This is a genomic window from Micromonospora sp. NPDC049275, assembly GCF_043197115.1.
GTDB lineage: Bacteria > Actinomycetota > Actinomycetes > Mycobacteriales > Micromonosporaceae > Micromonospora.
The window spans coordinates 1-12,724 of record NZ_JBICSN010000027.1 but is presented as its reverse complement, the minus strand read 5'-3'; the positions used below and the strand labels follow the sequence as shown (position 1 = coordinate 12,724).

General features: G+C 68.7%; 11 protein-coding genes and 1 pseudogene. 5 read left to right on the top strand and 7 right to left on the bottom strand.

The window, feature by feature from the left end; translation table 11 throughout:
• On the bottom strand, nucleotides 1-1,994 hold a 1,994-nt coding region (locus ACGFIE_RS33655; protein WP_393302663.1), incomplete at its 3' end, for a glycoside hydrolase family 2 TIM barrel-domain containing protein.
• 385 nt (nucleotides 1,995-2,379) lie between these two features.
• On the opposite strand from ACGFIE_RS33655, the gene ACGFIE_RS33650 reads away from it, so the two are divergent.
• Nucleotides 2,380-2,829 carry a group II truncated hemoglobin gene (locus tag ACGFIE_RS33650; protein WP_393302661.1) on the top strand — a complete coding sequence of 150 codons (450 nt, stop codon included), beginning with the start codon at nucleotides 2,380-2,382 and terminating at the stop codon, nucleotides 2,827-2,829.
• A gap of 17 nt (nucleotides 2,830-2,846) precedes the next feature.
• Here ACGFIE_RS33650 and ACGFIE_RS33645 read toward each other — a convergent pair whose 3' ends face one another.
• Both ACGFIE_RS33645 and ACGFIE_RS33640 read right to left on the bottom strand, forming a co-directional pair.
• A complete protein-coding gene (locus tag ACGFIE_RS33645) occupies nucleotides 2,847-4,361 on the bottom strand; it encodes an FAD-dependent monooxygenase (protein ID WP_393302658.1) in 1,515 nt (504 codons plus the stop codon).
• Nucleotides 4,362-4,567: 206 nt separating this feature from the next.
• Nucleotides 4,568-5,089 (bottom strand): hypothetical protein, encoded by a 522-nt coding sequence (locus ACGFIE_RS33640; RefSeq protein ID WP_393302655.1) that lies wholly within the window; start codon nucleotides 5,087-5,089, stop codon nucleotides 4,568-4,570.
• A gap of 488 nt (nucleotides 5,090-5,577) precedes the next feature.
• Here ACGFIE_RS33640 and ACGFIE_RS33635 point away from each other — a divergent pair, with 488 nt between their 5' ends.
• The gene (locus tag ACGFIE_RS33635) at nucleotides 5,578-6,297 is read left to right on the top strand and encodes a TetR/AcrR family transcriptional regulator (RefSeq protein WP_393302652.1); all 720 of its coding nucleotides are present in this window, start codon (nucleotides 5,578-5,580) and stop codon (nucleotides 6,295-6,297) included.
• 24 nt (nucleotides 6,298-6,321) lie between these two features.
• Here the strand turns inward: ACGFIE_RS33635 and ACGFIE_RS33630 are convergent, their stop codons facing one another.
• Nucleotides 6,322-7,527, bottom strand: a complete 1,206-nt coding sequence (locus ACGFIE_RS33630) for a TolB family protein (RefSeq protein WP_393302649.1) — start codon at nucleotides 7,525-7,527, stop codon at nucleotides 6,322-6,324.
• Nucleotides 7,524-8,048 (bottom strand): SigE family RNA polymerase sigma factor, encoded by a 525-nt coding sequence (locus ACGFIE_RS33625; protein ID WP_393302646.1) that lies wholly within the window; start codon nucleotides 8,046-8,048, stop codon nucleotides 7,524-7,526. The genes ACGFIE_RS33630 and ACGFIE_RS33625 overlap by 4 nt, the downstream gene beginning before the upstream one ends.
• 210 nt (nucleotides 8,049-8,258) lie before the next feature.
• Here ACGFIE_RS33625 and ACGFIE_RS33620 point away from each other — a divergent pair, with 210 nt between their 5' ends.
• From ACGFIE_RS33620 to ACGFIE_RS33610, 3 genes are all read left to right on the top strand, one after another.
• Nucleotides 8,259-8,717, top strand: a complete 459-nt coding sequence (locus ACGFIE_RS33620; RefSeq protein WP_393302643.1) for a MarR family winged helix-turn-helix transcriptional regulator — start codon at nucleotides 8,259-8,261, stop codon at nucleotides 8,715-8,717.
• Nucleotides 8,718-8,743: 26 nt separating this feature from the next.
• A complete protein-coding gene (locus tag ACGFIE_RS33615; RefSeq protein WP_393302640.1) occupies nucleotides 8,744-10,192 on the top strand; it encodes an MFS transporter in 1,449 nt (482 codons plus the stop codon).
• A 112-nt stretch (nucleotides 10,193-10,304) separates the two neighbouring features.
• Nucleotides 10,305-10,598, top strand: a complete 294-nt coding sequence (locus ACGFIE_RS33610) for a DUF1330 domain-containing protein (RefSeq protein ID WP_393302638.1) — start codon at nucleotides 10,305-10,307, stop codon at nucleotides 10,596-10,598.
• Here ACGFIE_RS33610 and ACGFIE_RS33605 read toward each other — a convergent pair.
• Nucleotides 10,579-10,862, bottom strand: a pseudogene (locus ACGFIE_RS33605) (4'-phosphopantetheinyl transferase). The gene ACGFIE_RS33610 and the pseudogene ACGFIE_RS33605 overlap by 20 nt on opposite strands.
• 304 nt (nucleotides 10,863-11,166) lie before the next feature.
• Complete coding sequence (locus ACGFIE_RS33600) at nucleotides 11,167-12,510, bottom strand: ricin-type beta-trefoil lectin domain protein (RefSeq protein ID WP_393302635.1); 1,344 nt, start codon at nucleotides 12,508-12,510, stop codon at nucleotides 11,167-11,169.
• Nucleotides 12,511-12,724: the final 214 nt, after the last annotated feature.

The window sequence follows — 12,724 nt, the reverse complement described above, 5'->3', positions numbered from 1 at the left end:
GCGTAGCTGGGTACCGCCTGCGGCAGCGGGAAGGTGCCGTTGGAGTCCGAATTACCGGACGCCGACCAGTACGGGAGATCGACCGCCGCCACCGGGTTGAACGCCGCCTGCACCCGCTGGATCTGCGGGTTGCCCCACGGATCGGGCAGATTGTCCGCGCCGTAGACCGGGCGAGTGTTCTCCTCGGTGGTGAAGTCGGTGGTTCGCACTCCGGGCACCACGCTGGCCCAGGCCGACAGCAACGTGTACGGGCGCAGGTCGCTCGCGTCCTTGCCGCGCTTGGCAGCAGTTGCGGTGGCGAACCACGTGAAGCCCTGCTTGGTGCTGCAGGCGGGCCAGATGAACTCGCCCTCGCCGTCCGGACGCCCGGACTGGCGATTCAGGGCCTCGCCGTACCGGCCGACACCGTCCAGGTAGTGGGCGAAGATGGCGAAGTTGGAGTAGGTCATCGCCGGGTACCGGCTGGGCGAGTCCGCGCCCGGGCCGGCGTCGATGCTGATCGGCCGGGTGCCGTCGTTGCCGTTCATCGCCGCGTACAGGTCCTGTTGGAACTGCTGCGAGTCGTTGCTGTTGGAGCTGGGCTCGTTGATCTGGCTCCAGCGGATGATCGCCGGATGGTTGCGGTCGCGCAGGGTCAGCGCACGAGCGTGGGTCACCATGTTGTCGCGTCCGGACACGAAGTCCTGGGAACCACTGCGGATGGCGGTTTCGTCGATGACCATCAGGCCCATCTCGTCGGCCACGTCGAGCATGTACGGGCTGGCCGGTTCCATGTGCATGCGTACCACGTTGTAGTTGAGGCGCTGGTAGTTGTCCACCGCCTGGGGCCAGCCGCCGTTGCCGGACGACGGCGGCAGGAAGCCGGGCAGGGTGTCGTACGCGTCGCCCTTGCCGCCGTAGTTGACCCGGTCGTAGTCGGCGCCCTGCAGGCTGTCGCCACGGAAGTTCACCCGCACGCCGTTGAGGTAGTAGTACTCGCCGTTCTGCGTGCTCTCCCGGAATCCGAAGCGGTACGTGGCGTCACTGGTGCGGCCGTCGTCGGCGGTGGTGTGGATCGCCAGGCGGTGCAGTTGCGCCCGGTATCCGGACCGGTACGGCACATTGGGCCACCAGTACGAGGTGGCGCCGAGGTCCCACGCCACCGGGCCCACCGTGACCTTCGCCGTCGAACGGGCCGCCACCGTCAGGGTCTGCTGTGGCAGCTGCGGGTAGCTGAAAGAGCCCGCGCCGTCGGACGTGAGCGACCCGCTCAGGGTGATCGTTCTCGTCGTGGCCGAGGAGTTGGTCACCGACACGTCGTAGCTGAGGGTGCGGTTCGCCACCGAGGTACGGACGAACGTGTCGCTGACGTACACCGCCGGGTACACCCGCAGGGACGCGGACCGGTAGATCCCCTGCGGTATCGCCTCGGACCAGTCGGCCGCTATGGGGACCAGGTACTTGCCGCCCGACGACTTCAACGCACCGCGGCCCTTCACCTGCACGCTGATCGTGTGGGTGGTGCCCGGCGCCGCGTATGCGCTGATGTCGAAGTTCGACGGGGTGAACGCGGTCGTCTGGGTCGCCACCACCCGGCCGTCGACGGAGAGTGTCGCCTGGTGGTTGACGGCGCCGAACTCGATCCAGGTCGACTGCGGCTGACCCGAGTCCGGCACGGTGATACTGCGCGAGTACACCGCCTCGTTCACGTCGGTGAAGCCCTGCTTGTACCAGCCGCCACCGGGCACCGCGATCGAGGTCGTCCCCCGACCCGCGGGCGTGAAGCTCCACGTCCCGCCCAGGTCGACCGAGGCGAGCGCGGCGTTGCCGGCCGCCACACCGTCAAGTCCGGCGGCGGCGACACCCTGCGTCGCGACCGGCGCGGCCACGGCCGGCCCGGGGGTCGCCAGGGTCAGGCCACCCAGCGTCAGGGGCAGGGTGAGCGCCACGGTCGTGGCCAGCCCCCTGGCCAACGCCGACAATCGGCCGCCCCAGTGGACGTTCGTACGATGCACGGTTACCTCCTGTGACTTACCCGATGGCCTTCGTGACTTCGAGTCAAGGCGCATGTACCGGCAGTAGTCGAATCGATTCGACGATCGACCGACGTCGTCGACCACCCGGGCGGGTGAACACAGCCGACATGTAGATGTGATTAACCGGCAACACCGGCACTGAGTCAAGGATTTCAAGTCATCTATCTTGTGGCAGACCTTGAAATTCCATCAATCCCGACAAAAGCCTCAGCAAAGGTAGGACGAAAGGTGTGTCGGTGCCACCGTCGACGCACCGGTCTCCGACTGAGGTGCCTCGGGATCTCGTCACAACGCGGTACGGTCGCAGCGATCGGATTCCAGGGAGCGCACCTGTCGCTCGGTCCCGGCCACGAAGGACGAGTCCATGTCCACTCTGTACGAGTTTGCCGGCGGCGACGAGGCGCTGCATCGTCTGGAAGAACTTTTCTACACCAAGGTGCTGGACGACCCCGTGTTGCGCAGCGTGTTCCCCGCTCGCCAGCCGGGCCATGTCGAACACCTCACGTGGTTCACCGCCGAGTCCTTCGGCGGCCCCGACAGGTTCACGACCGGACTGGGATTTCAGTACATCATTGACGCCCATCGCCATCTGAAGATCACCGACGAGCAGCGGGAGCGGTTCGTCGCCCTCTATCTCGAAGCGATCGATGAAGCCGGCCTACCGGACGACGGCGCTTTCCGCGCGGCGGTGCGCGAACACCTCGAGTTCGGCGCCCGCGTGGCCCAGCAGAACTCGCACGCCAAGAGCGATGACCAGCTGCATCCGATCCGCGAGGTTCCCGCTTGGACCTGGCCGCAACCGAGGCGGCGGTGATCTGGGCGGCGGGTGCTTCAGGTGTCGCGTCGGCCGGCCGGCGGCAGCATGAACGTGCTGTATCGGGACAGGGTGCCGGTCCAGTCGTCATGGGTGACGTAGGCGACGTAGCCGTCGGGTCGGACGAGGATCTGCGCCGAGCTCGTGATGCCGTAGATGCGGCGCACTCCTGCCGCATCCTTCTCGGCGACCTCGACGGTTTTGAGAGCAGCGCCCGTACCGGGCCATGAGATTTGCGTGAGCGCCGACACTGCGGGCTCCCCGACGGCAATGAGTGTGAAGTGAGCACCGCGAAACGCGTCGAACAGCTGGCCCGGGCGGCCGTCGGTGTCGAGGAAACGAGCGTTGGGTGCGCGGTCACCGGCGAGGACGTTGGGGGACTCCTCGCCGCTGTCGGCAGCCAGAGGACCGCCGCGGTAGTTGAGAGCGAGTTGGCGTTCCTCGTCGCCGCGTTTGACCGCTGCGAGCGGGCGGCTGCTCATCCGGGTGTAGATGTCACTCGACAACCCCAGTACCCGCACGGCGACGGGCTGCCGTTCGGCCTCGTAGGTGTCGAGCAGGTCGTCGGGGGCTCCGGCCAGGACCTGGCCCAGTTTCCAACCGAGGTTGTAGGCGTCCTGCACTCCCGTGTTCAAGCCCTGACCACCGGTCGGCGGGTGTACGTGGGCGGCGTCGCCAACGAGGAAGACGTTCCGGGACCGGTAACGCTGCGCCAACCTGACGTTCGGCCGCCACACCGAGGCCCAGTGCACCTCCGTCACGTGCAGTTTGGAGCCCGCGAACTCGTGAACGAGGCGGTCTACGGCTTCCTGGCCCAGATCTGCCTTCTCGTTCGGACGCAGCTTGAGCATCAGCTGGAACTTGTCGCCGTCGGGCAACGGGCACAGTGCCATGAACCGGCCGTTGCTGCGGGGCCAGATGTGCCACCGGTTGCGGGGCAGGCCGGTCAGGGTCACATCAGCGACGACCATCCGGTCGCTCTCGTCGGTGTCCCCGAGGAAGTCGATGCCCGCGGTACGGCGGACAGCACTGCCGCCTCCATCAGCGCCGACAAGGAAACGGGCGCGGATCCGTTCGGTGCCAGCCGGACCTTCCACGGTGGCGACGACACCGTCCGCATCCTGCTCGTAGGACGACAGCCGGGTCCGATACTCGACCGTGCCGCCGAGTTGCTCGAGACGGCGTTTGATCGCCGCATCAGTCTCGTACTGCGCCACCAGAAGGGTGTTCGGGTGAGGAACATCCTCAGTCGATTTGCGGTGCTTGATCATTACCCAGGGCACGGTGAGGGGGCCGACATGCGCGCCGAGTAGGGGATAGAGCGAACTGCGGGACTGGATTTCGGCCAGGATGCCGAGGTCGTCCAGAACCTCTTGCGTTCGTGGCTGGATCCCTTTGGCCCGAGAGCCTTCGAAGCTGTGGTCGGCGGCGTCGATGACGCGCAGCCGAACACCCCGGCGTTGAAGATCACAGGCCAGCGCGAGCCCGGCCGGGCCGGCCCCGACCACCAGCACGTCGATACGGTCAGTCATTGCCGTCACCTCGAAGCTCCATGGGGTGGGTTTCCTGCTCTACCTCGCCGGCGCAGTACGCGCGAGGTTGTAGACCCGGGCGCGGACCCTGGGGTGGGCGAGGACGACCAGCGGCCCAGGGCCGTGCGCCTGACAGGCGATCGTGCCGCTGCCGACGTCACCTGATCGATCATGTCGATCTCCAGAGCGTCCAGTTCGCCCAGTGGTCAGGGCGACGGGCGTTTCTGTTGAGGGACGATGCCGTCGATGAGGCAGGAGCCAAGGTCGGTGGGGTCACCGGTCGAGCCTGTCAGCGGCCGGTTGTAGACGGCGTCCTTCTCGGGAATGCCCTGTGCCAGAACGAATGGGACGGGATCAGGCATCGCCATCTCCGTGTCCGCCGTGGCGGTCGATCCGTGCGCGAGCGTCTGCAACCAGACGACCACCAGGCCGGCGACACCGAGGGCCAGGAGGAACAGCGTTCGCTGCCACCACGGCACGTTGATGCCGCGTATCGCGACGGCGGCGACGGTTACGAGCGTCGCGAGAAGAACGACTGCGGAAACCCACAACGCGGGGGTGACGGGCCAGGCGCCGAGAGCAGAGGCGCCGAGCAGAACAAAGGGAGCGACGACCGTCACCAACGAGCCCAGCGAGGCCCGCAGCGCGTGGCGCAGCTCCGGACCGTTCAAGAACCGATCGTGTACTGCCAGGTGTGAGAGCGCGTCGGCGGTCAGTGCGGCGACCACGGTCCCGGTGGTCGTGGCGAGCAGAACGAGTGCCGCCGCAAGAGGTGTCCCGGGGTGGGAGGCCACGACGAGAGTGACGGAGAGCGCGGTGAAGGTGACGTAGAGCCCCTCGCGTAGGGAGTCGGTCTGCTGCGCGGGGGTCGCGGCCGGGGTGAACCGGTGGCGTCGAGGGAATTTCCTGTCAGTATTAATGACTACAGCGTAGCCATAAATCCTCGAGCAGGCCAGCGAATCCCCACTGCGATTTCGAACTCCACTGCCGGGGTAGCCGTCGCCGCCCCGGGCGCGCGGGGCGGCGACGGCCCGGCCAGGCACCGGTACGGCGGCACCCGAGGCCAGGGCGGCGACGCCGGAGCTGCGGTCTGCGGCGGTCCCTTGAGTCCGGCAAATCCCCGCATCCACTTCTCCTGGTCCCAGGCGTGTAGCGTCTTCCTACTGTCCTGACCCGAAGGTCGTGGCCTCGAACTCGTGATGGGAGACGCGATCGAATGGACGGGCCGGCCAGGGAAGAACCAAAGCGGCCACGAGGACGTCCCGCCGTCGGTCGCGCCCGCATCATCGAGGCGGCACTCGGCGTCCTCGACGAGGAAGGCGCGGACGCACTCACCTTCCGAGCTGTGGCAAAGCGTCTCTCCTCGAGCACAGCGACGCTCTATCGTCATATCGAAGGCCGCTCTGAGCTGCTCGGGCTTGTCATGGACTACCTTCTTGGCGAAGCTGACGGGCAGATCCGGGCCCAGCTCGGCACGAACGCGAACTGGGACGAGGTCTGCCGCAACTCCGCCAGAATCTCGTACCGGGTCATGTCGAGCCACAACGCCTCAGCGCACCTGTTCACCAACAAATTTCCGCTTGGGCCGAACGGCCTGGTCATCCGGGAACGAATGCTGGCCGCCCTGTTGCAGGCCGGGTTTCCCCCTCTGACGTCCGTGAACACGGTCGCGATGATCTCCCATTACGTGGTGGGGTTCGCGATGCAGAACGACGCTACGGTCAGTCGTTCGTCACTGGAGGACACCTTTCTGGGGAAAGGCGGCGATCGGTACCCCGCCACGGCCTCGGTCGTGCACCTCCTGCCCCGTCCGCTGGACGAGGAATTCGAGTTCGGGCTCGATCTGATTCTCCAAGCTCTGAACAACGGACTCCCGGGTGCCGCGCCTCCGGTGGGGCAGCGACAGCGACCACCACAATCACGCGAGGGTGCATAGGAGGCGACTCCAGGGGGATGGGCCTCAGAAGGTGATCTCCGCGGCGCTGCTCGGCAGCCCGGCGGAGGAGCCGATGAAGAGGTGGTCGGCGTACTCGGCCGGTAGGTGCATCGAGTGGGTCACCCGACCGGCCAGGTCGACCACGAGCAGGCGGTCGTACTCGTCATCACCTGGTCCGAGGACTGGAGCGGGCTGGTCCGATGCCGGTATCCCGCCGGCGTCGTGGACGACGCGGATCAGCAGGTGCCGGTCGTCCGTCCAGCCGATCAGGCCGCCGGAGAGGGGCACCTTGAAGCTGTGCTGGACCGCTCCGGTGACCGGATCGACCACCGTGACGGAGGTCTGCCGCACCCCATCGGAGTACGGCGCCAGCGCCAGTTGCCCGCCGTCCGGGAAGAAGCTGACGCCGTCCAGCGGGCCGCCGCTGGCGGGAACGGTACGCACCACTCTGCCAGCCAGGTCGTAGATGCGGATCCCGGTCACCGTGGCCTCGTCGACAGACGTGGAGAGCGTCAGCGCGAGCCCGTTACTGTCTGGCGTCCAGATCAGGCCGGTGGCCTGGTCGTTCTGCGCGGCCAGGTCGGGCAGTGGGACGAACGTTGTCGTGAGCGTGTCCGAATCCACCAGCACGAAGCCGGGCGTACCCGTGCGCGGCATGTGGGTGAAGAGTATGCGCTGCCCGTCCGGCGACCAGCGTCCGTCGTTCGAATCGCCGGGAAAGCGGGCGTCGCCGGTGCTGCCGGAGTCGGCGATCCACCGTACGTTCCCGCTGGCCCGGTCCAGTACGCCCGCCCGGGTGGGATGGCGCGGACTGTTGTCACCCGTCGCGACCAGCACCTGGCTGCCGTCCGGGGACGGCATGGCATACCGGTATGGCACCCGGTCGTACCGGCCGGTCTTCGGGTTCAGCAGGAGCGAGTACTGAAAGTGCGGGCTCGGATCATCGATTTTCGGATCGCGGATGCCGCTGTACGCGGTCACCACGAGTGGCCTCAGCCCGTTATCGGCGAACTGGTCGCCGGCCGTACCGCTGATCGGGGCGATGACGGCGACCACGCCGATCATGGCGGCGCAGATCGCCGCGGCGAAGCCACCGCCGACGGCCAGCCGGGTGCCCCGTTGCCGGCGGGCGCTGACCAGTGCGGTCTGGGCCAGCCCGACCGGCGCGGGCGCGGTCTCGGCCAGTTCCTCGAAAGCGGACCGGAGCGCGCTGGTGAGGTGCGGGTTCATCGGTCTGCCGCCTCCTTCGTGGCGAGGATGTCGAATCTGGGACAGAGTTCGCGCAGCCGGGCCAGAGCCCGTGCGGCCTGGCTGCGTACCGTGGATTGGGCGCAGCCCAGAATCTCCGCGATCTCGCTGTCCGGCCGGTCTTCGAAGTAGCGCAGCACGAGCACCGCCCGGTGTTTGGGCGCGAGCTGCGCCAACGCCTGTCTGAGCGCCAGGTTCAGGTCGACGGTGGCGGTGGCGTCGGTCGTCGTCGCGACCTCCGGCAACTGTTCAGCGCTCACCTCGCGCCCCCGCCGGAGGCTGCGCCACCAACTCGTCTGCTGGCGGTACAGCGCGGTGCGCAGGTACGCCTCGGGGTTTCCGGTGCGGATCCGCCCCCAGTGCCGGGCGCCCTTGGTCAGTACCGTCTGGAGTAGATCCTCGGCCTGCTGACGGTGCCCGGTCAGGGCGAGCGCGGTCCGGAACAGTGTGTGCGAGCGGGCCGCGACGAAGCCGCTGAATTCCCGATCGAGGTCAGCGTCCATGGGTGTACCTATCCCTCATACCGATAACAACGCCAGGCCCGCGGCTGCTGCTGCTCTGTCGGCCAACGCTTTTGCCGCCTGACCCCGCCTGACCCCGCCTGGGCCTCGGACGAGCACGATCTCAGACCCGAATCTGCGGGGGCGGACTGCGCACCGAACCCTGATCGGGATATGCATAAGGAACTTATATAGAACTGCTATGCTTCGGGCGTGAGTCGCCGAGACACCGCGCACAGCGCTTCCGATGCCATCGGGTCAGCCCTCTACGGTCTGGCCACCAGGGCCGTGCGACGCCTTCCCCGCGACATGAGCCTGACGTCCGCCGCCACCCTGGCCACCCTGGACAAGACCGGCCCGCGACGGATCACCGATCTGGCGGTGGCCGAGGGCGTCACCCAGCCCGCGATGACCGTCCTGGTCCGGGTCATGGAGGAATCCGGGCTGGTCGAGCGGAAGGGTGATCCGTCCGACAAGCGGGTCACGCTCGTGTGCCTGACGGAGGCCGGCGCGTCGTACGTCCGGACGCGACGCCAGGCGGGCGTCGACGCGTACGCGCGGTTGATCGACGAACTCACCGGTGACGAGATCGCGGCCCTGGCGGCAGCCCTTCCGGCGCTGCTGCATCTGGCGGAGCTCGACAGCCACGCCCGAGAGAAGTCGGACCGGTGAGCGCGGCCCAGGCTGACGACCAGCCCATGAGCACTGCCCCGATACGTTCCGAGGCACGTCTGCTGGTCCCCGCCCTGATGTTCATCGCACTGGTCGTGGCGGCGGTCGCCAGCCTCGGAACGCCGCTCATCACCAGCGTGGCGACCACGTTCCACGTCTCCCTCGACAGCGCACAGTGGACGCTTACCATCGCCCTGCTCAGCGGTGCCGTCGCCACACCTGTCCTCGGTCGACTCGGAGCCGGACCGCGCCGGCGGGCCACGATTCTCGCCACGCTGGCGATCGTCGTCGTCGGCAGCGCGCTCACCGTGTTGCCGCTGCCGTTCGCGTGGCTACTCGTGGGCCGGGCGGCCCAGGGCGTCGGCCTCGGTCTCACGGCGCTGATGATGGGCGTGGCCCGCGACCATCTTCCCGAGGAGCGCAGCGCGCCCACGATTGCCCTGATCTCGGTGGTCTCCATCATCGGAGCCGGCGTCGGCTACCCGCTGGCCGCGCTGCTCGCCGAGTTCGGCGGACTGCGGGCCGCGTACGGGCTCGGCCTGCTCGTCACCGCCGTCGCCTTCGTGGCCGCCTGGCGCTCCATGCCCGCAGCTCCCGAAGGCCGCTCCGCTCACGTGAACGTGGCCGGTGCCCTCGTACTGGCGGCTGGACTGCTCCTCGTCCTGTTCCTGGCCGGCGAGAGCGGCCTGTGGAGCCGGCACCTCGCCGTGGCGGTGACCCTTGCTGTCGCCGCCATACTCCTGCTCTGCGTCTGGACCGTTTCCGAACTGCGAACCACGACGCCCCTGGTCGACGTACGGGCGGTGCGGCACCCGGCGGTCGCCGGGGCGAACATCGCCACGTTCGTCGGCGGGATCGGCATGTATCTCCTGCTCACACTCATCACCCGCTACGCGCAGACGCCGCACGGCGCCGGCTACGGTTTCGGACTGACCACCTTCGTGGCGGGGCTGGTCCTCATCCCGTTCTCCGTGCTGGGGTTCGTCGCCGGCAAGCTCACGCCGCGGGTCCGTGAGCGGATCGACGGCCCCCTGCTCCTGGCCGGCAGCGCCGTTCTCGTCGGCGGCGGGTGCGTCCTGTTCGCCATCGCCCGGTCCAACCTGGCCGAACTGCTCGCAGCCATGGGCGTGCTGGGCTTCGGCGTCGGCAGCTTCTCGGCCGCCATGCCCGGCGTCATCCTGGCCGTCACCCGCAAGAGCGAGACGTCGAGCGCCATGAGCTTCAACTACGTCGTCCGCAGCGTCGGGTACTCCCTGGGCAGCGCCATCGGCGGTCTGGTCCTGGCCGCCGGCACCGCCACGGGCCGCCTCTTCCCGGACGACGACGCCTACACGACAGCGGCGCTGGTCGGCGTCGCCGCGATGGCGATCACGACAATGGTCGCCCTCGCCCTCGCCCGCCGCCGCTCACCCCAGACGAGCGCAGCCCCAGTCGGTCTGCCGGGCCGGGGCCGGTCGAGTCGAACCGGAAGCTGAGGATCGAAGCCGGCCGACTCCGACGCCGTCTCGTCGGCTCGCTGACGGACAGCGCGCCGGCCATGCACCTGAGCACACTTCTGAGCATCGATTCCGAACACAGGAGGTTACCGTGGCCAAGGGCTACTGGGTCAGCGCCTACCGCACCATTTTCGACCCCGAGAAGCTGGCCGCCTACAACGAGTTGGCCCGTCCGGCCGTCGAGGCCGGAGGCGGGCGGGTGCTCGCCCGCGACGGTCGCGTCGTCGCGCACGACGCCGGAATCGCCGGGCGCACCATCCTGATCGAGTTCGACAGCTTCGAACAGGCGGTCGCCGCACATGCGAGTGCGGCCTACCAGGAGGCGCTTGCCGCACTTGCCGACGGTGTCGAGCGCGACTTCCGCATCATCGAGGGCCTCGACTGACGTCGTTGGTGCGCGCCACCGCCGCGGCCCGGTAACCGGCGCAGTGGGTGATGCTGCCGGCGATTCCGGCCGGCCATCGAGGTTCACGCCGGGGCCCGGGACGAATCGGCGCGTCGGGTGGCCGAAGGCGCGCAGCGCCGTCCGCGCGCAGCGGCGGGCGGTGATGAACTCGCGGCGGCGGGACTCGACCGCGTGGGCGACGAGGTCCTCCTCGCCCGGGAACGGTGGCTCGCCCGGTATGTCGTCGAACGCCTCGACGGCCACGACCGCCGTGGGCAGAATCGCCTCAATCAAGCCTGGTCCTCCACGGGCTTGTCGTTGCAGCGATCAATACTGCCAGGCCGGTCATCGCCGGCACGGCTGGCGTCGCGGCCACCCGTGGTGGCTATGGGTGCTGTTCGGCGCTCGACCGACACGCCAGGTGTGTCTGGGGGGTGAGGGTGGGCTCGGCGTACTGCCGAGCCCACCCGTTTGCGGTCCGAGCGGTCTCAGGTGCGCTGGATCTGGCCCTGCGGCTCGTCGGTCCGCGCGTGCCGGATCAGGCCGTGGGCGACGTTGGCCGTGGTCATCACGCGAGGGAGGTGAGCCTGAATTGTTGGTTGGTCTGTCCGTGGCAGTCGTAGAGCTGGATCTGGGCCCCGTTGGCGGTGCTCCAGACATCGAGGCATCGTCCGGACTGGACGCTGCTGATGGTGCCGTTGGAGTTGACGTTCCACTGTTGGTTGGTCTGTCCGTGGCAGCTGTAGATCTGGACCGCGGCGCCGTTGCCGGTGCCTGCGGCGTCGAGGCACATGGTGCCGTACACCTGTAGTTGTTTGTTCGCGGTGTAGGTCCAGGCCTGGTTGATCTGCCTGTTGCAGTCGTAGAGCGTTACCCGGGTCCCGTTGTTGCGTGAGGCGTTGGGCACGTCGATGCACCGGCCGGACTGGGTGCCGACGATCTGGCTGGCGGAGGTGGGTGGGACGGTCGGCGAAGCGGTGGGAGTCGGCGTGTTGGTGGGGGTCGCCGTCGGGGTGGTCGGCGTGGAGGGCAGCAGGGGGCAGGTGCTGCGGTAGGTGACCACGCCGCTGGAGTCCAGCAGCGGGCAGAGGAACTGGCTGTACCGGGCGTCGTTGTCGACGAACATCTTGACGAACGGCAGCATGGTCCGGACCAGGACCGGGTTCGACCGTCCGACCATGAACCCGTGGTCCGCGCCGGCTACCTCCAGGTACGCGCTCTCCGTCGTGGCCGGGAGGCTGTTGTACAGGCCGGTGGCGTAGGACGGGGTGACCACCGTGTCCGCCTGCCCGGCGAAGACCATCGTGGGGACCCGGTCGTTGGCCAGGTTCGACGACGGCGAGTACGGCGCGATGCCGACAACGGCCTTCAACGACGAGCGCCGGGTTGCCGCGCTCAACGCGCCACCGCCGCCCATGGAGTGGCCGGCGACCGCCAACCGGGTGGGGTCGACGCGGTCGCGTACGGGGCTCTGCTGCGTCAGGTAGTCCAGCGCCGCGAGCAGTTGGGTGCCCCGGGCCGTGTCGAAGTCGTTGCGGCTGTTGGTCTCGATGCCGATCACGACGAAGCCGTGCGACGCCAGCCACGGTCCCATCCAAGCGAGTTCGGCGGAGAACAACGCGGTGTAACCCGGCGAGATCGCGATGGCCCCGAAGGTCCCCTGGCTGGTGTCGGTCGGGTAGTAGATCCGGCCACCGTTGAAGCCGTACCCGGTCGGGACGCTTACCGACGTGTTGGCGAAGGGGCCGTTCACGGCGGTGACGCTGCTCCGGGTGGGGTCCGGGCCCCGCTGGTACGGGTTGTCGGCGGCGGACGCCGACCCGGTCGCCATCGTCATGGTGAACAACCCGACCGCGGCGGCGATCCCGGCCGCGGCGAGCTTGAACAGCCGTCCCCGAAAACGGCTGGACACCCGGTCGGCATGGGCATCCCCCGGGGGCGGCGGGTGGTTGGCGTGTCCTCGCACTGTCGGTACCTCCTGGTGGTGGGTGAGCGCGGGGCGGGGGGGGGGGGGGGGGGGGGGGCGCCCCCCCCCCCCCCCCCCCCCCGGGGGGGGGGGGCCGGCGCCCCCCCCCCCCCCCGGCCCGGCGCCGGGGCCGCGGCGCGCGGGGGGCGGGGGGCAGCCG